The organism is uncultured Phyllobacterium sp. (assembly GCF_902479695.1).
GTDB classification, from domain to species: Bacteria; Pseudomonadota; Alphaproteobacteria; order Rhizobiales; family Rhizobiaceae; genus Phyllobacterium; species Phyllobacterium calauticae.
This window is the reverse complement of the sequence record NZ_CABSQF010000056.1, coordinates 1-20,920: the sequence shown is the minus strand read 5'-3', so window position 1 is coordinate 20,920 and position 20,920 is coordinate 1. Positions and strand designations below refer to the sequence as shown.

The 20,920-nt window shown below is 59.8% G+C and carries 16 protein-coding genes and 1 pseudogene; 11 read left to right on the top strand and 6 right to left on the bottom strand.

What is annotated here, in order from left to right; translation table 11 throughout:
- The first annotated feature begins 150 nt into the window (after window positions 1-150).
- Window positions 151-1,941 carry an aspartate--tRNA ligase gene (gene aspS, locus RDL77_RS22220; protein WP_288194737.1) on the top strand — a complete coding sequence of 597 codons (1,791 nt, stop codon included), beginning with the start codon at window positions 151-153 and terminating at the stop codon, window positions 1,939-1,941.
- 77 nt (window positions 1,942-2,018) lie between these two features.
- Here aspS and RDL77_RS22215 read toward each other — a convergent pair whose 3' ends face one another.
- Window positions 2,019-3,248 carry a hypothetical protein gene (locus RDL77_RS22215; RefSeq protein ID WP_288194736.1) on the bottom strand — a complete coding sequence of 410 codons (1,230 nt, stop codon included), beginning with the start codon at window positions 3,246-3,248 and terminating at the stop codon, window positions 2,019-2,021.
- A 192-nt stretch (window positions 3,249-3,440) separates the two neighbouring features.
- Between RDL77_RS22215 and parC the strand changes: the two genes are divergently transcribed.
- From parC to RDL77_RS22195, 4 genes are all read left to right on the top strand, one after another.
- The gene (gene parC, locus RDL77_RS22210) at window positions 3,441-5,723 is read left to right on the top strand and encodes a DNA topoisomerase IV subunit A (protein WP_223615707.1); all 2,283 of its coding nucleotides are present in this window, start codon (window positions 3,441-3,443) and stop codon (window positions 5,721-5,723) included.
- A gap of 113 nt (window positions 5,724-5,836) precedes the next feature.
- Entirely contained in the window at window positions 5,837-6,535 is a 699-nt protein-coding gene (locus RDL77_RS22205) for a TetR/AcrR family transcriptional regulator (protein WP_223615708.1), read from the top strand.
- Window positions 6,536-6,583: 48 nt separating this feature from the next.
- Window positions 6,584-7,786, top strand: coding sequence for an efflux RND transporter periplasmic adaptor subunit (locus RDL77_RS22200; protein ID WP_288194735.1), 1,203 nt, complete (start codon window positions 6,584-6,586; stop codon window positions 7,784-7,786).
- Complete coding sequence (locus RDL77_RS22195; RefSeq protein WP_288194734.1) at window positions 7,783-10,932, top strand: efflux RND transporter permease subunit; 3,150 nt, start codon at window positions 7,783-7,785, stop codon at window positions 10,930-10,932. The genes RDL77_RS22200 and RDL77_RS22195 overlap by 4 nt, the downstream gene beginning before the upstream one ends.
- A gap of 6 nt (window positions 10,933-10,938) precedes the next feature.
- Here RDL77_RS22195 and RDL77_RS22190 read toward each other — a convergent pair whose 3' ends face one another.
- The 5 genes from RDL77_RS22190 to hemB all read right to left on the bottom strand — a co-directional run bounded on the left by RDL77_RS22190 (window position 10,939) and on the right by hemB (window position 15,113).
- Complete coding sequence (locus tag RDL77_RS22190; protein ID WP_223615711.1) at window positions 10,939-11,838, bottom strand: DMT family transporter; 900 nt, start codon at window positions 11,836-11,838, stop codon at window positions 10,939-10,941.
- A 318-nt stretch (window positions 11,839-12,156) separates the two neighbouring features.
- Window positions 12,157-12,903 (bottom strand): arginyltransferase, encoded by a 747-nt coding sequence (locus RDL77_RS22185; RefSeq protein ID WP_223615712.1) that lies wholly within the window; start codon window positions 12,901-12,903, stop codon window positions 12,157-12,159.
- A gap of 142 nt (window positions 12,904-13,045) precedes the next feature.
- Window positions 13,046-13,474, bottom strand: coding sequence for a hypothetical protein (locus RDL77_RS22180; RefSeq protein ID WP_223615713.1), 429 nt, complete (start codon window positions 13,472-13,474; stop codon window positions 13,046-13,048).
- A gap of 47 nt (window positions 13,475-13,521) precedes the next feature.
- The gene (locus RDL77_RS22175; protein ID WP_288194733.1) at window positions 13,522-13,992 is read right to left on the bottom strand and encodes an RDD family protein; all 471 of its coding nucleotides are present in this window, start codon (window positions 13,990-13,992) and stop codon (window positions 13,522-13,524) included.
- 83 nt (window positions 13,993-14,075) lie between these two features.
- On the bottom strand, window positions 14,076-15,113 hold the full coding sequence (hemB, locus tag RDL77_RS22170; RefSeq protein ID WP_226904791.1) for a porphobilinogen synthase: 1,038 nt from the start codon (window positions 15,111-15,113) through the stop codon (window positions 14,076-14,078).
- 159 nt (window positions 15,114-15,272) lie between these two features.
- Between hemB and RDL77_RS22165 the strand changes: the two genes are divergently transcribed.
- The 6 genes and pseudogenes from RDL77_RS22165 to RDL77_RS22140 form a co-directional block, all read left to right on the top strand.
- Entirely contained in the window at window positions 15,273-16,328 is a 1,056-nt protein-coding gene (locus tag RDL77_RS22165; RefSeq protein WP_288194732.1) for an enoyl-CoA hydratase/isomerase family protein, read from the top strand.
- On the top strand, window positions 16,325-16,753 hold the full coding sequence (locus tag RDL77_RS22160) for a DUF6163 family protein (RefSeq protein WP_223615716.1): 429 nt from the start codon (window positions 16,325-16,327) through the stop codon (window positions 16,751-16,753). Before RDL77_RS22165 ends, RDL77_RS22160 begins: the two co-directional genes overlap by 4 nt.
- Window positions 16,754-16,891: 138 nt before the next feature.
- The gene (gene ldtR, locus RDL77_RS22155) at window positions 16,892-17,407 is read left to right on the top strand and encodes a transcriptional regulator LdtR (protein ID WP_105735615.1); all 516 of its coding nucleotides are present in this window, start codon (window positions 16,892-16,894) and stop codon (window positions 17,405-17,407) included.
- Between the two features lie 314 nt (window positions 17,408-17,721).
- Window positions 17,722-19,011 (top strand): murein L,D-transpeptidase, encoded by a 1,290-nt coding sequence (locus RDL77_RS22150; RefSeq protein WP_374042779.1) that lies wholly within the window; start codon window positions 17,722-17,724, stop codon window positions 19,009-19,011.
- A gap of 187 nt (window positions 19,012-19,198) precedes the next feature.
- On the top strand, window positions 19,199-20,509 hold the full coding sequence (glyA, locus tag RDL77_RS22145) for a serine hydroxymethyltransferase (RefSeq protein ID WP_223615718.1): 1,311 nt from the start codon (window positions 19,199-19,201) through the stop codon (window positions 20,507-20,509).
- A 333-nt stretch (window positions 20,510-20,842) separates the two neighbouring features.
- Window positions 20,843-20,920 (top strand): annotated as a pseudogene (locus RDL77_RS22140) (transcriptional regulator NrdR); the annotation flags it as partial.

The window sequence follows — 20,920 nt, the reverse complement described above, 5'->3', positions numbered from 1 at the left end:
GTTGATAGGCCCACAAATCCGTCCTCCAGTCATTCGCAATCTTGACAAATCGCCGTCAAAATGCGCTTGTCCGCGCAAATTCCAGATCATGGCCGGGGCTTTCTTCACGTCTTCCGGCAGCAAGCATCAAGCATCTCAGAGGCACATATCATGCACCGTTACCGCAGCCATACCTGCGCCGCCCTGCGGAAATCCGACGTTGGTTCGACAGTTCGTCTTTCCGGCTGGGTTCATCGCGTCCGCGATCATGGCGGCATTCTCTTCATCGACATCCGCGATCACTACGGTCTGACCCAGATCGTCGCCAGCCCCGACTCGCCCGCCTTCAAGCTGGCCGAGACCGTGCGCGGCGAATGGGTGATCCGCGTCGACGGCGAAGTGAAGGCCCGCACGGATGATACGGTCAATGCCACCATGCCGACGGGCGAGATCGAGGTGTTTGCCCGCGAGATCGAAATCCTGTCCGCCGCCAAGGAACTGCCGCTGCCGGTGTTCGGCGAGCTGGACTATCCGGAAGACATCCGCCTGAAGTACCGCTTCCTCGATCTGCGCCGCGACACGCTGCACAAGAACATCATGTCGCGCACCAAGATCATCGCCGCCATGCGCCGCCGCATGACCGAGATCGGCTTCACCGAATTCTCGACGCCGATCCTGACGGCATCGTCGCCGGAAGGTGCGCGCGACTTCCTCGTGCCCAGCCGCATTCATCCCGGCAAGTTCTATGCCCTGCCGCAGGCGCCGCAGCAGTACAAGCAGCTGATCATGATGTCCGGTTTCGACCGCTACTTCCAGATCGCACCCTGCTTCCGCGACGAAGATCCGCGTGCCGACCGCCTGCCGGGCGAGTTCTACCAGCTCGACGTCGAAATGAGCTTTGTCGAGCAGGAAGACGTGCTGTCGACGATGGAGCCGGTCCTGCGCGGTGTGTTCGAGGAATTTGCCGAGGGCAAACCGGTCACGCAGCAGTTCCCGCGCATCGCCTATGACGATGCCATGCGCAAATACGGTTCGGACAAGCCAGACCTGCGCAACCCGATCGAGATGCAGGCCGTGACCGAGCATTTCGCCGGTTCCGGCTTCAAGGTTTTCGCCAACATGATCGCCAACGATCCGAAGGTGGAAATCTGGGCGATCCCGGCCAAGACAGGCGGCTCGCGCGCCTTCTGCGACCGCATGAACTCCTGGGCGCAGGGCGAGGGCCAGCCGGGCCTCGGCTATATCTTCTGGCGCAAGGAAGGTGAAGCGCTTGAGGGCGCCGGTCCGCTGGCCAAGAACATCGGACCGGAACGCACCGAAGCCTTGCGCGTGCAGTTGGGTCTGGACGATGGCGACGCGGCATTCTTCGTTGCGGGCGATCCCAAGAAGTTCGTCTCCTTTGCCGGTGCCGCACGCACCCGTGCGGGCGAAGAACTCAACCTCGTCGACCGCGACCAGTTCAAGCTTGCCTGGATTGTCGACTTCCCGTTCTTCGAATGGCTGGAAGGCGAGAAGAAGATCGATTTCGCCCACAACCCGTTCTCCATGCCGCAGGGCGGCATGGACGCGCTGGAGCACCAGGACCCGCTGACGATCAAGGCGTTCCAGTACGATCTCGTCTGCAACGGCTTCGAGATTTCCTCGGGCGGCATCCGCAACCATCTGCCGGAAACCATGGTGAAGGCATTCGAGGCGGTCGGCCATTCGCGGGAAACCGTGGAAGAGCGCTTTGGCGGCCTCTACCGCGCGTTCCAGTATGGCGCACCGCCGCATGGCGGCATGGCGGCCGGTATCGACCGCATCGTGATGCTGCTCGTGGGTGCCAAGAACCTGCGCGAGATCACCATGTTCCCGATGAACCAGCAGGCCTACGATCTGCTGATGAACGCGCCGTCGGATGTGTCGCCAGCGCAGCTGCGCGACCTCAACATCCGCCTCGCGCCGATGAAGAAAGAGGATTAAAAACCCTTTCCAACCGACTCTGGACAAACAAAAAAGCCCGGCATCTCGCCGGGCTTTTTCTTTGCCGTCTCTATCGATTACTGGTTGGCGTTGACCGTGACGCCGAGCGTCTTGATCAGCGACTTCGGATCGGCCATGCCGCCGGCTGCAATGATGGCAAACGGCACGGGCTTGGCCGGGGCGGCCTTGATCTCGATGTTCTTCGGGCTGTCGAGATAGGCGCTGACCGCTGTTCCCAGGGCCTGGGCAAATTCGGCATTGCCGAGCTGCGCTGCCATCATCGGCAGGATGGCCTTGCCCTGGTTGACCAGGTCGGTGCGCTTGGCGCCCTGCTGCTTGGCAGCGTAGTCGAGAGCCTTGTTGGTGAGCGAAGCATCGTCGAAGCGGATCGATGCGCCGGTGAAGCTCAACTGCTGCATCAGGCCGAGCATGGCCATGCCCTTGGCATCGTCTGGCTTGCCGTCCACATTCTTTGTCGCCTCTTTGACATTTTTGACGAAATCGGGAGTGATGCCGGCAAGATCAATTTTTATACCCAAAGCACCCGCATTATCGAACGTGACGTCCATTTTCTCGACGTTGATGCGGCCATCAGAGGTATTCCAGGTGCCGCCCATGTCGAACTTTCCGGAAAGAGTCTCGTAACCAAGCGCTTTCAGAGCATCTTTGGTTTTCGGATCCTGGACTTCAGACAGGTCAGCTTTAAAACTTCCGATGTTGGATGTGAATTTCATCGGCGTCGTTGCGGAAAGGGGCGAACGGATACCAGACAGAGCATCCAGAGTAAGAGCCTCCTTGCCGTTCGCGGAGACAGCGACGTGTTTTATCTCGGCTTTTTCGAACTGGAGAACTTGTGCGAGTGGGTCGGTCGAGTTTTCAGGCGGAAGCATAACACCTTCAATACTGATGCCCTGAATAATGACTCTGCCGTTGGCCTCTTCCTTGGATGTGTGATCAATATCCGGCACGGTAATCAGTCCGACTTTGAATGCTCCTCCATCAGCATCAGCAATATCGCTAAGCGTCACATCGCCAACTTTGAAGCTTTCCTTATCGTCTTTGCCTGATACTTTTGTATCCTTCAGAACAACCGTTGTGCCGCTGCTTTCCACATTGCCGTACTCAAGCGTAGCACCATACTGGGAATAGATACCCTTCAGGCGGGCAGCCACCGCATTGCCGTCCACCGCATAGGCTGAACCGGCAAAGACAACGACAAGTGCAGTGGTCGCAGCCATGAGGTGCAAGCCGGATTTCAGAGAGTAGGTTGGACGCATAGTGTGTTCCTTGTTTTGCTCGGTAAACAAATCTATCCCATGCCGCGCGGCAAAACTATGACAGTCTTTCCCTGCGAAATCGGGCCAATTGGGCGGTAGAAAGTCAGATTTGGCGGGTGGACGCAAGCCCTGCCCATTTTTTGCCCATCACGATAGGCAACAGGCTGTGATCTGAGCGAATCATTGCTTGCCCGTGAATCGGTGAGTTGATAACCCATTGACATGGGAAAAAGCCTGATTCCGCCAGACAATGGCGACGATAATATTGAACCGGTTGATCTGAAAGCCGCGCTGGAAGAACGCTATCTGGCCTACGCGCTTTCGACAATCATGAACCGTGCCCTGCCGGATGTGCGCGACGGGCTCAAACCCGTCCACCGCAGAATCATGCATGCGATGCGGCTGTTGCGGCTTTCGCCCGACCAGTCCTATGCCAAATGCGCCCGCATCGTCGGCGAGGTCATGGGCAAGTTCCACCCGCATGGCGACCAGTCGATCTATGATGCGCTGGTGCGCCTGTCGCAGGATTTCGCCGTGCGTTATCCCGTTGTCGACGGGCAGGGCAATTTCGGCAATATCGACGGCGATAACCCGGCGGCCATGCGCTATACCGAAGCGCGGATGACCGACGTCGCCATGCTGCTTCTCGAAGGCATTACCGAGGATGCCGTCGACTTCCGCCCGACCTACAACGAGGAAGACGAAGAACCGATCGTTCTTCCCGGCGCCTTCCCGAACCTGCTCGCCAACGGCTCGTCCGGTATTGCGGTTGGTATGGCCACGTCGATCCCGCCGCACAATGTGTCGGAACTCTGCGCCGCTGCCCTGCACCTGATCAAGCATCCCGAGGCGACGGTCGAAGAGCTGATGTCGCTGGAGGATGATCCCGAGGATCACACCAGGACCAGGGTGCGCGGGCCGGATTTCCCGACCGGTGGCGTGCTTGTCGAAAGCGCCGATGCCATTCTCGATGCCTACAAGACCGGGCGCGGCGGTTTCCGCCTGCGCGCCCGCTGGCATGTGGAGGATCAGGGGCGCGGCACCTGGATCGTCGTCATCACCGAAATTCCCTATCAGGTGCAGAAATCCCGGCTGATCGAAAAGATCGCCGAGCTCCTGATCGCCAAGAAAATTCCCTTGCTGGATGATGTGCGCGACGAATCCACCGAGGATGTGCGCATCGTGCTCGAACCGAAGAGCCGCAGCGTCAATCCCGACATTCTGATGGAATCCCTGTTCAAGCTGTCCGAGCTGGAAACACGCTTTCCCCTGAATATGAATGTTCTCTCGAACGGCAAGGTGCCCAACGTCCTGTCGCTGCGCGACGTGCTCAAGCAATGGCTCGAACACCGCAAGGATGTCCTCATCCGCCGTTCGCGCCACCGGCTGGCCGAGATCGAGCGTCGCCTGGAAATTCTCGGCGGTTTCCTGATTGCCTATCTCAACCTGGACGAGGTGATCCGCATCATCCGCGAGGAGGATGAGCCCAAGCAGGAAATGATGACCCGTTTCGGGCTGAGCGATGTTCAGGCGGAAGCGGTCCTGAACATGCGCCTGCGGTCGTTGCGCAAGCTCGAGGAATTCGAGATCCGCAAGGAATTCGACGGGCTGACCGCCGAAAAGGGCGAAATCGAGCAGTTGCTGGGTTCCGATGCCAAGCAGTGGCAGACCATTTCCTGGCAGATCGCCGAAATGCAGAAGAAATATGCGGCCGACACACCGCTCGGCAAGCGACGCACCACCTTTGCCGATGCGCCGCAGCATGACCAGGCCGATATTCACCATGCCATGATCGAGAAGGAGCCGGTGACGGTCGTCGTCTCGGAAAAGGGCTGGCTGCGCGCCATGAAGGGGCATCTGCCCGATTTCTCGTCGCTGACCTTCAAGGAGGGCGACAAGCTCAAGCTGGCATTCCACGCGGAAACCACGGACCGGATTCTGATCCTGACCACCGGCGGCAAGTTCTACACCATCGGCGCCAACAGCCTGCCCGGCGGGCGCGGTCATGGCGAGCCGATCCGCATCATCGTGGATATGGAGAACGATCAGGACATCGTCACGGCCTTCGTGCACAACCCCGGACGCCAGCTGCTGCTGTCATCCCATGACGGCAACGGCTTCCTCGTGCCGGAGGCGGATGTCATGGCCAATACCCGCAAGGGCAGGCAGGTGATGAACGTCAAGGCGCCGGATGAGGCGCGCCATTGCATTCCCGTCACCGGCGACAGCGTGGCGATCGTCGGCGAGAACCGCAAGATGCTGGTGTTCCCGCTGTCGGAAATCCCCGAACTCGGGCGTGGCAAAGGCGTACGCCTGCAGCGCTACAAGGATGGCGGCGTCTCCGATATCCGCGTCTTTGCCATGGAGCGGGGGCTCACATGGCAGGATGCAGCGGACCGGACGTTCACGCGCAGCCGGGAAGAACTGGCCGAATGGATCGGGCCGCGTGCTTCCGCCGGCCGCATGGTGCCGAAGGGTTTCCCGCGCTCGGGCAAGTTTTCCTAACATCGATGTGACGGCTGATTGAAAAATTAAACGAGAGCGTTCATTCTCGTATTGACCGGTTTTACGTTTCGCTATAAATGAGAGTGAACATTCGCTCTTTTTTGTGGTACCTCGTGACCGACAGTATTCTGCCAAAGCAATCGAAGCTCCTGACCGATGACGGATCGGACAGGGAATCCGGTTGTTTTGTCGCCAAGCTGTTCGGCAAGCGGGCGCAGAACCGCGAAGTGCAGGAAGCGCGCATCCTTGAAGCCGCCACCAACTGTTTTGTCCGTGCGGGCTTTCGTGGCGCATCGATGAATGACATCTGCTCCGAGGCCGGCATGAGCCCCGGTGCGCTTTACCGTTATTTCCCCTCGAAAGAATCCCTGATCGAAGCCATCGTCGCGGGCCATCGCAAGGCAAGTGCCGAAATTCTCGACCGCATGAGCGGGTACGGCAACATCATCGATGCGCTTGTGATGGTGGGTCTCGACCACGTTCGCCAGAAGTCGGCGAACGGCGTTGACGACGCCAGCGCGCGGCTTTTTGCCGAGGTGCGGGCGGAAGCCATCCGCAACGAAGCCGTTGCGGCCCAGTGCGAGCTTTATGAAGGGCAGATGCGCGAAAAGCTTCTGTCGGCCGTCGGTGCCGCCAAGGCCCGGGGCGAGATTGATCCCGTCGGTGACCTGGAGCTTGTCGTGGCGAGCCTTGCCGCCATGGGCGAGGGGATCATCATGCGGAATTTTCCGGCACAGGGTGTGCCTGTCGAGGCGCTGGAGCCGATGTTCCGCGCTCTTGCGGTCGGCATCCTGCGCCCCGTGCAAGCATAAATACTGACATAACGATCCAGCAAATACCTCTTTTGATCAGGTAATCCGATGCGCAACCGTCGCACTAAACTTCTGGCATCCGTCGTTCTGGCCCTCGGCCTCACCGCCGCGCTCGTCCCTGCCGCCATGGCCGAGGACAAGACGGCCGTACAGGCGGTCAAGCCGCCGGTCATCAATGTCATTCCGGCCGTCGAGACCGAGATGGTCGCGTCCATCACCGTCACCGGCACCATCGTTCCGCGTCAGGAAGTTGCCGTGGGAACCGATGTGACGGGGCTGATCGTGCTCGAACTCGGCGCCGATCAGGGTGACCGGGTGAAGGAGGGCGACATCATCGCCCGCCTCGACAAATCATCCCTCGAAATCCAGCTGGCGCAGATCGAGGCGCAGCGCGCCCAGGCCGAAGCATCCATCGCCCAGTCGGAGGCGCAGATCGTCGATGCGCAGATCGCCGTCCGGCAGGCCCAGGAAGCGCTCGACCGCGCCCGCGCCCTGTCGGCCAAGGGCATCACCTCCAAAGCCGATTTCGACAATGCCACCAACGCCTATGACAGCGCCAATGCCCGGCTCAACACATCCCGGCAGGCGCTGGTTGCCAGCCAGTCGCAGCTGCAATTGGTGGCCGCGCAGAAACGCGACGTTCTGCTGCGCATCGAAAAGGCCGACGTCAAGGCACCGACGACCGGCGTCGTTCTCAGCCGCAATGCACTGCTTGGCGGCATTGTGTCGATGAATGCCGGTCCGCTGTTCCGCATCGCCCGCGACGGCGAGTTCGAACTTTCGGCCAATATACCGGAAGTGGATTTGCCGCGCCTCAAGCCTGACATGCCGGTGGCTGTGCGCGTGTCCGGCATGGAGCAGCCGGTTTCCGGCCGGGTGCGCCTCATCTCCCCGGAAATCACCGCAAGCTCGCGCCTCGGTGCGGTGAAGATTTCACTGGAGCACAATGACGCGATCCGGCCCGGCAACTTTGCCCGTGCGGTCATCGAATTGACCCGGCGCAATGGCGTCAGCGTCCCGCTCTCGGCCGTTGTCTATCGCGGCCCGACGGCCCTTGTGCAGGTGGTCAAGGACGGCGTGGTCGACACGCGCAAGGTCACCCTCGGCATCCGCAATGACCGCGCTGTGGAAGTGCTCGACGGGCTTGCCGACGGCGAAGAGGTTGTCGCGCGGGCCGGTACGTTCGTTGCCAATGGCGACCGGGTGACGCCCATGCGCATTGCCGCGGAAACGACGGGGGCAGTCAAATGAACTGGAACATTTCCGCCTGGTCGATCCGCAATCCGGTTCCGTCGATCCTGCTGTTTGTCGTGCTCGTCGTTCTCGGCCTGATGAGCTTTTCCAAGCTGCCGATCACCCGCTTTCCCAATATCGATGTTCCCCTGATTTCCGTGGCGGTCACCGATCCCGGCGTTGCGCCGAGCGAGCTGGAAACCCAGATCGCCAAGCGCGTGGAGGATTCGGTTGCCAACATCACCGGCGTGAAGAACGTCACCACCACGCTGACCGAAGGCATTTCGACGACGCTCGTCGAGTTCCGCCTCGAAGTGGATACGCAGAAGGCGCTCAACGATGTCAAGGATGCGGTCACCCGTATCCGCAGCGATCTGCCTGCCACGATCAAGGAACCCATTGTCAGCTCTGTCGATGTCGAGGGGTCATCAATCCTGACCTATGCGATTTCCGCGCCGGCGATGACATCCGAGGAACTGTCCTGGTTTGTCGACGACAAGATTCTGCGCGATATCCAGGGCGTCAAGGGTGTCGGCCGTGTCGAACGCTATGGCGGCGTGACGCGGGAAATCCGCGTCTCGCTCGATCCGGACCGTCTGACGGCATTGGGCGTGACCGCATTTGACGTCAACCGCGCGCTGAAATCGATGAATGCCGATCTGACCGGCGGGCGCGGCGATCTGGGGTCAACCCCGCAGACCATCCGTACCCCTGGCGCATCCCGCACGCTGGACGACCTGCGCAGCGTCGAAATTCCGCTGGCCGGCGGCCGCTCTGTCCGGCTGGATGCCATCGGCACCGTGTCGGATTCGTTCCAGGAACCCAAATCCTTTGCCCGGGTCAACAACCAGACCGTGGTGTCCCTCGGCGTGTTCCGCGCCAAGGGTGCCAGCGATGCGGATGTGTTCAAGCGGGTTCAGGACCGCATGGACCTGCTGACGCAGAAATACCCCGATGTGCGGTTCAGCATCATCGACAATGCGGTGAACTACACCTACGGCAATTATGAAGCCGCCATGAGCTCGCTGGTCGAAGGCGCGCTGCTGTCGATCGTCGTGGTCTTCCTGTTCCTGCGCAATATCCGCGCGACGCTGATCGCGGCGATTGCCCTGCCTCTGTCCGCCATCCCGACATTCTGGGCCATCGATATGCTCGGTTTTTCGCTGAACCTGATCAGCCTGCTCGGCATCACGCTGGTGACGGGTATTCTCGTCGACGACGCCATCGTGGAGATCGAGAACATCGTCCGGCACATGCGGTCGGGCAAATCGCCTTACCGCGCGTCGCTGGAGGCGGCCGACGAAATCGGACTTGCGGTTATCGCGATTTCCGTGACGATCATTGCGGTGTTTGCGCCGGTCAGCTTCATGAGCGGCATTGCCGGACAATATTTCAAGCAGTTCGGCCTGACGGTCGCCGTGGCGGTGTTCTTCTCGCTGCTGGTTGCGCGCCTGATCACGCCGATGATGACCGCCTATCTCCTGCGCGACGGCAAGAACCTGCACCATGAGGACAATGACACCGGCTGGGTTGGCGCCTATACACGCTTCCTTGGCGTGACGCTGCGCTATCGCTGGCTGACGCTGATCAGCGGCGTCCTGCTATTTGCAACGGCCATCTGGGCCATGGGGTTCCTGCCATCCGGGTTTGTCCCGGCACAGGACGAGGCGCGCGTGGCGGTCAATCTCGAGTTGACGCCGGGTTCACGCATCGATGAAACCCGCCGCGTCACCGATGAAGCGGCGCTGCGGGTCCGGGAAATCCCGGAAGTGCAGCAGACCTATGTCGTCGGCGGGTCGTCGCCAAAGGGCGAGACGGACACGCGCCGCGCGACCATGATCGTCAAGCTCAGCCACAAGAGCGAGCGCAGCCGGAGCCAGAAGCAGATCGAAGCCGAGATTTTCGCCAAGCTTTCCGAAGTGCCGGATCTGCGCGCCAACTTTGTCAATGATCGCGGCGAGCGCGAATTTGCCGTCGGCGTCATCGGTACGGACGGGCAGAAGGTGAGCGAGCAGGCCCGGTCCATGCAGAGCGGCATGACGGCAACGGGCAGCTTCCAGGCGGTGTCCTCCAGCGCTGCGCTGGACCGTCCGGAAATCATCGTGACACCGCGCATGGACAAGCTGGCCGAGCTTGGCCTGTCCACGTCGGCCGTTTCCGATGCGCTGCGCGTGGCGACGCTTGGCGACCTCGATGCCAATCTGGCGAAATACACCGTGGGTGACCGGCAGATTCCGATCCGGGTTCAGCTGACCGAGGACGCCCGCCGCGACCTGACTGTCTTGAACACGCTGACCGTGACCGCCCCATCCGGCGTCGTGGTGCCGCTGGCATCCATCGCGCAGGTCAGTTTCGGTCAGGGACCGTCGTCCATCGAACGCTTCAACCGCCAACGGCGCGTCGTTGTCGGCGCCAACATGGCCGGCGGCAAGGAGATCGGCGAGGGGCTTTCCATCGTCAAGGGCTTGCCGCAGGTCAAATCCATGCCGGACGGCGTGCGCATTCAGGAAACCGGCGACGCTGAAGTCATGGGCGAGGTTTTTGCCGGTTTCCGCGATGCGATGATCATGGGCCTGATGCTGGTGTTCGTGGTGCTGATCCTGCTCTTCGGCAGTATCTTCCATGCCTTCACCATCCTGATGTCATTGCCGTTGTCGATTGCCGGTGTGGCCGCCGCCCTGCTGCTCACCAACAATTCCGTATCCATGGCCGTGGTCATCGGTATTCTCATGCTGATGGGCATTGTCACCAAGAATGCCATAATGCTGGTCGATTTTGCCATTGAAGAGGTCAAGCACGGCATTCCGCGCAATGAGGCCATCATCGATGCGGGCCGCAAGCGCATCCGTCCCATTGTCATGACGACGATTGCCATGTCCGCGGGCATGGTGCCGGCGGCGCTGGCCTTCGGCGACGGCGGCGAGTTCCGGGCGCCCATGGCCATCGCGGTGATCGGCGGGCTGCTGATCTCGACCGTCCTGTCGCTGGTGTTCGTGCCATCCTTCTACACGATCATGGATGATCTCAGCCGCTGGATGGCGCGTGCGTTCCATTGGGGCTTCCGTCCGAACAAGCCGGACGAAGCCGAAGCAGCCGCACGCCCTGGCGTGCGTACCGTGCCCGCCTATCCGGCACCGGGCTACGCCAGCGAGGCAGCCGAATAGGGGTTCTCAGATCGGGTGGCGGAACGCCGCCATCCGCGAGCGCTTGCGGGCGCTGTGCATCTGCCAGATCGAATGGCTGACCAGCGTGGTGATGATGATGATGCCGCCGAGCAGGGTGGGGTCGCTCGGACGTTCGGCAAAGACCAGCCAGACCCAGATCGGCGCCAGAACCGTCTCCAGGAGATAAAACATCGCCACTTCAGGCCCGGACAGGAAGCGCGGGCCGGTCGCCAGGCAGGCAAAGGCGATTGTCGTCACCACGGCGCCGTTGAAGATGATCCAGCCGGGCGCCGCGACGGAAAATCCGTGCTGTGAAACCATGAAAATCGCCACGGTCATCGGCAGGACGGTGCCGATAATGGCCGCAAAGCTCATATCCTTCTTCGAGGCGCGGGTCACCGTGATGGCGGAGGCGAGGAAGAATGTCGACATCAGGGCGATGATATTGCCGAACAGGTGCCCCGATGACAGGCCCTCGCGCACGATAATCCCCACGCCGATCAGCATGAAGAACATGGCGACGAAGGTTGCGGTTTTCGGGCGCTCCTTCAGGAAAATCCAGGAAAGCAGCGCGGCAAACACCGTGTTGAACGCCAGGATGAAGACAAGGTTGGCCGTCGAGGTGTTGTAGACGGCGATCATGAAGAAGATCGAGCCCAGGCCGTAAAGCCCGGCCACGGCAAAGCCGATCCGCCCCGGCAGGATGGTTTTGACCCGGCCGGTCACCATGCTCCACACCGCCCAGATGATCAGGGCGCAGATAAAGGTCGTGCCGCTGCGCAGGAGCAGCGTCGACCAGGTTTCCCCCTGGCCGAGGCGCAGCAGCGGGATATCGACGGAGAGTATCAGCCCGCCTATGCCCGTGATGAGCAGGCCCTTGCGGTGATCGAGATGCGGTTGGGACATTTCCTCTGACTTTCCAAGTCTTTTTCTTGTTTTGAGGCCCGAGCATTAGCCGCAAGCGCTGGCTTATTCTAGGGCCGGGATTCATTAATCTGTTTCGAAGGAAACGGGTAAGCGGTGCTGGAACCAATCGGTCACCCCCTCTGTCCTGCCGGACATCTCCCCCACAAGGGGGGAGATCAGCCTTCACAGCTGTTTCAGTTAATCTCAAAGGCAGCAAAACTGGTAAACTATTGATGTCGATGTGATCTCCCCCTTGTGGGGGAGATGGGCGGCAGCCCAGAGGGGGGTGAATTGCAATAGGATGTGCTACAACCCAGCTCAATCGCGGCGTTCCCAGCCCTTCGGGCCCAGATGTTCCTGGGGCTTGTAGCGGATTTTGTACTGCATCTTGCGCGAGCCCTCGACCCAGTAGCCGAGATAGACATGCGGGAGGCCGGCGGCAGCGGCGCGCTGGATATGATCGAGGATCATGAAGGTGCCGAGCGAACGGTCGGCGTAATCCGGATTGAAGAAGGAATAGACCATCGACAACCCGTCGCCCATGACATCGGTCAGCGCCACGGCGATCAGCTCGCCTTCGCCCTTCTTGGTGATGAAGGAATCCGGCCCGCGGCGGCGGTATTCGATGATCTGGGTGGGGACGTGGGTGTCTTCGACCATCATCGCATAGTCGAGCACCGTCATTTCCGACATGCCGCCCTTGTTGTGCCGCGCATCGAGATAGCGCCGGAAGAGGGCGTATTGTTCGGTCGAAGGCTCCGCCTGGTGGATATTGCCGATCAGGTCCCGGTTGTGGTTCCAGACCCGGCGCATGGATTTGTCCTGCTTGAACTCCCCGGCCAGAATCCGCACGGAAACGCAGGCCCGGCAATTCTCGCAGGCCGGACGGTAGGCAATGTTCTGGGAGCGGCGGAAACCGCCCTGGGTCAGGAGATCATTCAGCTCGGCGGCGCGCCCGCCGACGAGGTGTGTAAAAACCTTGCGCTCCAATTGCCCTTCCAGATAAGGACAGGGCGAGGGTGCTGTCAGGAAGAACTGCGGTGATTGCTGCGGTTGATGCGTCATTCGTTATCCTGGAACAGTCTGCAACCCCTATAGAATCGTAAGACCCCCGAAAACGTCAATTCAATTATATTGCATTCAGATGTGAATGTCGCGGGTCGTCGTTGCAAACGTTACGGCCAGGACCGAGGTGCCAAGCAAAATGTCAGCCGTGCTCGTCATTGAGATTGTAGCAGGGCTGGCCGTTCCATGAATGGCTCGGCGCGTCCGCCTTGCCGTCGACCGTACGGCCCCAGCGGCCGGCGAAGGAACGGTAATCGTTGGAAAAGCGAATGGTCAGCAGACCCGAGCCGTATTTGTCGACCCAGACCATCGTGCGCTCGGTTCCCTTGGCCGGATCTTTTTCCGCGAGGGTTCCCATGACGAGGCCATCGCGCGCTTCGATCTGGTATGTGCCCGATATGCGGCCATCACGATCCACATTGAGCGCCGTGACGACATCCCGGTAGTCGCCGCTTGAAATCACCTCGCCGCAAAACCGTCCGGCCGGCGAAGCAGCGATGCTGTCGCCAAGTCCGGAACCATAGAATGCAAATGCCATTGCGGCGAGAGCAGCAAGCCTGAGATGTGTCATGGATGTGGCCGGTAAAGGAAGAAGGCTCCCGACGGGAGCCTTCTGGATTAATGATATGCGCGTACGACGACCGTACCAAGAAGAAGATCGTGGACCGTGCGTTTGCGGTCGACAACGAAAGTTGCGAGCAGGATAAGCGGTGTCAGTACCACATTCAATCCCCAGAACAGCACCGTATGGACGATCGCAAGCAGGCCATCGACCTTCTGGCCGTCAAGACGTTCGAGCCGGAGGCCCATCATCTGCATGCCCTTGGTTGCCTGGCGCGGTCCGCCGAGTGTTGTCGCCACATAGGCGAGCGCCACGGCCGGGAACATGATGCCGTACAGCATCCATCCAAGGCCAAGCGTTGCAACACCCAGAATGGCGATGACGATCGCGACCGGGATGCACAGGAAAAACACGATGACATAATCCATCAGGAACGCGAAAACGCGGCTGGACCGCACGCCCTGATACATCCGCCAGTCATCCAGGCGGTTGGTGATTATTTCGCCGTCAAGCGCGCTCGTATTCATTTCGTTTCCCGTTTCAAACACACGGACACAGTGCCGTGCTGCAGAACGTGGGAACTCCAGAATGGAAATTCAAGCAGATTTTTTTACAGGCCGGCTTTCAGGCGCTCGGCGACAAGCGGGGCGAAATAGGTCAGGATGCCGTCGCAACCGGCACGCTTGAACGCCAGCAGCGTTTCCATCATCACCCGTTCCTCGTCGATCCAGCCATTGGCGCCGGCAGCCTTGATCATCGTGTATTCGCCGGACACCTGATAGGCGAATGTCGGGACGGAGAATGTCTGCTTGAGCCGGTGGATGATGTCGAGATAGGGCAGGCCGGGCTTGACCATCAGTGAATCCGCGCCTTCCGCCAGATCCTGCTCCGCTTCGCGGATCGCCTCGTCCGTGTTGGCCGGATCGATGTAATAGGTCTTCTTGTCGCCCTTCAGGCGTCCCGACGTGCCGATGGCTTCGCGGTAGGGGCCATAGAAGGCCGATGCGAACTTGGTGGCATAGGCCATGATCGCCACATCCTGGAAACCATTCTGGTCCAGCGCTTCGCGGATGGCGCCGATACGGCCATCCATCATGTCGGACGGTGCAATGATATCGGCACCGGCCGCTGCCTGCAGCACGGCGCCGCGGGTGATCTGCGCCACCGTCTCGTCATTGACGATGATGCCGTCGCGCAGAATGCCGTCATGGCCATGACTGGTGAACGGGTCGAGCGCCACATCGGTGATCATGCCGATTTCCGGCACTGCGTCCTTGATGGCGCGGGTGGCGCGGTTGATCAGGTTGTCGGCATCGAGAATGCCCGATCCCGTCTCATCGCGCAGCGCCGGGTCGATATTGGCGAAGGTGGCAATGGCCGGAATGCCGAGCTTTGCGGCACGTTCCGCCTCGCGCGCGGCCATATCCACAGAAAAGCGCTGCACGCCGGGCATGGCGGCAATGTCTTCACGGCGATTCGTTCCCTCGCACAGAAAGATCGGCCAGATCAGGTCATTCACCGTCAGCTGGTTCTCCTGAACCAGGCGGCGCGACCAGTCGGCCTTGCGCATGCGGCGCAGGCGGCGGCTCTGCGTGATTTCATCGACGGTCCTGCCGGTGCTGGCATGAAAAGGGGAAACTTTGTTCATGATGGCTGCCTTATCCGCGTGCAGCGGACTTTCTGCTGTTGTTTAGAAGTGTTTTAACAGGCTTCCCCCCTCGGACCAAGATGCTTGGCAACAGATGTGATCCATTGACGCGGTGCGCCGGAGTTTCCTAACCTCATAATAATCAATGAGGAGGGGTGCATGGAAATCGATTTCGGCGGCGAAGGCGAAATAGTATTCGAAACCAGGGGCAAGGCCGGACTGGTTCGTTTGACACGCCCGAAAGCCCTCAATGCCCTGACCCCGATCATGGTCCGGGCGATGCATCGCGCCCTGCAGGCCTGGGCCGCCGATCCCGATATCGCCTGCGTTGTCGTTGAGGGGGAAGGCCGCGCCTTTTGTGCGGGCGGCGATATTCTTGCCGTCTACCATGCGGGGCAGGCGGGCAAGCCGCTCTATGACTTCTTTTACGACGAGTACCGGCTCAACGCCTTCATCCGCCACTTTCCAAAACCTTATGTTTCCCTGATCGACGGCATCGTCATGGGCGGTGGCGTCGGCATTTCCGTGCATGGCTCGCACCGGATCGTCACGGAAAATGTCATGTTCGCCATGCCGGAAGTCGGCATCGGCTTCTTTCCCGATGTGGGCGGCAGCGCCTTCCTGCCGCATTTGCCCGAGCATTTCGGCACCTATCTTGCCCTGACCGGCAACCGTATCCGCCAGGGCGATTGCCTGCAGAGCGGCATTGCCACCCATGCGATCCGGGCGCAGGACAAGGAGGCGATCCGCCATAGCCTGATCAAAACAGGCGACCCGGCGGAAGCCTTGCACGGCAAAACGATCAATCCGGACTATGAAACCAGTGAAAAAATACGCGATATGATCGGCGTGCTCTTCGATTCGCAAACGCTTGGCGGTTGTCTCATTCGCCTGGCTGCCGCTGGCGTGAACGGAAACGAGGATGCGCAGCGCGTTCTGGATATCGTCAGGACACGTTCTCCCACCAGCCTGCACGTGACGTTCAGGCAGATCGAAGAAGGACGTGATCTCGACATGGATCAATGCATGCAGATGGAATACCGGATCCTGTCCCGAATGCTGGAAAACCATGATTTCTATGAAGGTGTCCGGGCGCTGCTGGTCGATAAGGACAATGCGCCGGTCTGGCAGCCGGCAACGGTCGAAGACGTGACGCCGGAGCTGGTGGACGCTTATTTCGCGCCGCTGGGCGAGCGGGAACTGCAGCTTACATGATCGAGAAGCCCACCCATCTGCCCTTCGATTCGACCCTGGCCCAGACCGGATTCATCTGGCTGCTGCGTTTGGTGTCGCTGTATTGCCTCGCGGCCGGTGTCGGTTACTGGGTGCAGATCATGGGCTATTACGACGGGCTGCTCTGGCGCTTCGACCTGATGCCCTGGCAATGGAAGGTGGCGTCCGTGTCGCTGGCCATGCTGTTTCCCGTGGCGGCGACCGGGCTCTGGATGATGGTTTCCTGGGGTCCCGTCATCTGGTTCGTGGCTGCCGCGGGTGAGACGCTGATGTTCACGGTGTTCTGGGAATACTTTTATTACCGGCCCGCAATCGCCGTTATCCATGGCTGCGTCGCCTTGCTCTATATCGCCTTCCGTATCGTGCTTTTGCTGCAGAAGCGCCAGCAGGCCATGCCGCAGCGGTAAGTCTTCATTAAGCCTGAAATTGCATGCCTCGTGGTAAGGTACTGTTAAGTCTGAGTTTTAATTCGAATTTTATGCGTATTCGATAGTGTTGCCTCAACGGTGAGAAAAATACACCGAAACAACAGTGAGGCAGGTATTATGAACAACATACAGAGAAAGTCTGGCACGAGCCCGCATGCGACCGTGAATGATACAGCATTGCGGACTCTTTATCTTGAAGCACTTCAGTTGGTCGAACGTTTGCATCGTCGTTTACTTGACGTTGTCAAAGATGAATTCGACCGCAACGGCCGCAGTGACATCAACGCCATCCAGGCATTGCTGCTTTTCAACATCGGCAATGCTGAACTGACCGCCGGTGAACTGCGCAGCCGCGGTTACTATCTCGGCTCGAACGTGTCCTACAATCTGAAGAAACTGGTCGAGCTCGGCTTCATCTCCCACGAGCGTTCACGCACCGACCGCCGGTCGGTTCGCGTCAGCCTGACGGAGAAGGGCAATGAAGTGGCCGAACTGGTTGCAGGCCTTTACGAGCGTCACGTGGCGTCGATCGAGCATGTCGGCGGTATCAAGGCGGAAGAATTCCAGTCGATGAACAAGGCGTTGCAGCGTCTCGACCGCTTCTGGAACGATACCATCGCCTACCGCATGTAATCCTCGAAACCACTGTCAAACAAAAGCCCGGCTTCGCGTGACAGCGAAGGCGGGCTTTGCTGTGCAGGGCTGTGCCTGCGGGCCAAAAGTCATCAATCCGCCATAATGGCGTGGAAAGGCGTTTTGAGTTATTCCATAATTCAGTGAAGCTTAAATAGCGGCCTCCGCACGGGCTGATCGGCGCTCGAACCATCACGATAACGCGATCAGTGCAAAAGTTGCTGTTTATTAAGGGTGTTCCTGATAATTTTGGAAACCATAATCCGTGTTCTGCGTTATGAGGCGACGGGTTGGTTACAGAACTTCCAATTGGGTTGGGCAATACTATGAAGAAACTAGGATCATCAGCGCTTGATCGCCGCACATTCCTCACGGGCGTGGCAACAGCTGGTTTGGCTGCCATTGCATCGTCCGCCTGGGCGGAAGATGCCGCAATCAACGACATCCTTGCTTCTCCACGCCGCGGCAACTGGGACGATCAGTTCGACGCACGCTCCAGCGCCCATGCCAAGGTGGCCAGCTTCCAGCCGATTGCCAGCCCCGAGACGGTGTCCTTCATTCAGGCGGCCATCAACAGCTACAACCAGATCGTTGCCGGTGGCGGCTGGCCGAACGTGCCGGTTACCACCAAACTGCAACTTGGCGTTGTCGATCCTTCCGTTTCCATCCTGCGCAAGCGCCTGATGGTATCGGGCGATCTGTCCGCGAGCGCCGGCATTTCCAATTCGTTCGACACCTATGTCGATGCGGCGGTGAAGCGTTTCCAGACCCGTCACGGCCTTCCCGCTGATGGTGTCATGGGCCAGTTCACCATTGCCGCCATGAACATTCCGGCCAATATCCGGCTCGGCCAGCTGCAGACCAATCTGGAGCGCGTGCGCACGCTCGCCGCTGCCAACCAGGGCGCCCGCTATGTCATGGTCAATATTCCGGCCGCGCAGATCGAGGCCGTCGAGGGCGGCCGCGTCGTGCAGCGCCATACGGCCATTGTCGGCAAGATCGACCGCCAGACGCCGATTCTCGACTCCAAGATCTCCGAAGTCATTCTCAACCCTTACTGGACGGCACCGAAGTCGATCATCCAGAAGGATATTATCCCGCTGATGCGCAAGGACCCGACATACCTCACGCGCAACAAGATCCGCCTGTTCAACGAACAGCGCCAGGAAGTGCCGCCGGAAAGCGTCGACTGGAACACCGACGATGCGGTCAAGCTGATGTTCCGTCAGGACCCGGGCAAGATCAACGCCATGTCCTCGACCAAGATCAATTTTCCCAATCCCTACGCGGTTTACATGCATGACACGCCGCAGCAGGGCAATTTCAACAAGCTGATGCGCTTCGATTCCTCCGGCTGCGTGCGCGTGCAGAACGTGCGCGACCTGAATGTCTGGCTGCTGCGCAACACGCCGGGCTGGGACCGCCAGACCATGGATGCGACGATCAAATCCGGCGTCAACACGCCGATCGCCGTTGCCGATCCGGTTCCCCTGCATTTCGTCTATGTCAGCGCCTGGTCGACCGGCGACGGCGTCGTCCAGCTGCGCGACGATATTTATGAGCGCGATGGCCAGCAGGCCCTGTCGATCGGCACCAACACCTGATCGCTGCATCTGCTTGAATATGCTGATATTGCAAAGACCGCCTCCGGGCGGTCTTTTTGCATTTGAATGGTGGATGGCGGTTTCGGGCTAGTGCTTTTCGCCCACCGGCCATTGGCCTTGATCGTTTAAGTATGATAATGCGCCGGAAATACCTACTCACTTACCGGCAAATGAGGGTCCAGGCACCATGTCGAATGCAAGCGCTTCCGTTGCAGATACATTTTTCAACGCATCACTCGAAGACATCGATCCGGAAATTTTTGGCTCCATCCGCAAGGAACTGGGCCGCCAGCGCCACGAGATCGAGCTGATCGCCTCGGAAAACATCGTTTCGCGTGCCGTGCTTGAGGCACAGGGCTCGATCATGACCAACAAATATGCCGAGGGTTATCCGGGCAAGCGCTATTATGGCGGCTGCCAGTTTGTCGATATCGCGGAAGAACTGGCCATCGAGCGCGCCAAGAAACTGTTCAATTGCGAATATGCCAATGTGCAGCCGAATTCCGGCAGCCAGATGAACCAGGCCGTATTCCTGGCACTGCTGCAGCCGGGCGACACCTTCATGGGCCTCGACCTCAATTCCGGCGGGCACCTGACCCACGGTTCGCCCGTCAACATGTCCGGCAAGTGGTTCAATGTCGTTTCCTATGGCGTGCGCCAGGACGACAACCTGCTCGACATGGCCGAAATCGAACGCCTGGCGCATCAGCACAAGCCAAAGCTGATCATTGCCGGCGGCACGGCCTATTCGCGCGTCTGGGATTTCGAGCGTTTCCGCCAGATCGCCGATGCGGTCGGCGCCTATCTCATGGTCGACATGGCGCACATCGCCGGTCTCGTGGCTGCCGGTGTGCACCCGTCGCCGCTGCCGCATGCGCATGTCACCACCACCACGACGCACAAATCCCTGCGCGGCCCGCGCGGCGGCATGATCCTGACCAACGACGCCGATATTGCCAAGAAGATCAATTCGGCTGTCTTCCCCGGCCTGCAGGGCGGACCGCTGATGCATGTCATCGCCGCCAAGGCCGTGGCTTTCGGCGAAGCGCTGAAGCCGGAATTCAAGACCTACGGCCAGAATGTCGTGAACAATGCCCGTACCCTGGCGGAATCGCTGAAGAAGAACGGCCTCAACATCGTTTCGGGCGGCACCGACAACCATTTGATGCTGGTGGACCTGCGTCCCAAGAATGCCACCGGCAAGCGTGCGGAAGCCGCGCTTGGCCGCGCCAACATCACCTGCAACAAGAACGGCATCCCGTTCGACCCGGAAAAGCCGTTCGTCACCTCGGGCGTGCGCCTGGGCACACCGGCCGGCACGACGCGCGGTTTCGGCGCGGCCGAATTCACCGAGATCGGCAATCTGATTTCCGAAGTGCTCGATGGCCTGAAGGTTGCCAATTCCGACGAGGGCAATGCAGCGGTTGAAAAGGCCGTGCAGACCAAGGTGGTCGAGCTGACTGGCCGCTTCCCGCTTTACCCCTATCTCGGACAGTAAATCCGGGAGAAATACTGGAAATGGCGGTGCTTGAGCGCCGCCATTTTTGTTTGCGGGTGCGGGCGGAAGTGCGTGGTTCGACACGCTCACCATGAGGGAGATGGAGGATTGCAAGGAGCCATACCCTGCAACCTTTGCGATTAGCTTGAAGCCAACTCACCTCCCTCATGGTGAGCGTGTCGAACCACGCACAGCAGCTTTGCCACCCGCCGGTCAAGATTAGCCACACCAACCATTTCTTTGACACATCGTTGCGGCCAGGGTGCTTTTATATCGTACCGAAAGCCACTATCTTCCCTAACGATTTCAGAATCATCTCCGGAAAGCTAAACCATGCGTTGTCCCTACTGCCAGTCTGAGGATACTCAGGTGAAAGATTCCCGCCCCGCCGAAGATGGGGCGGTGATCCGC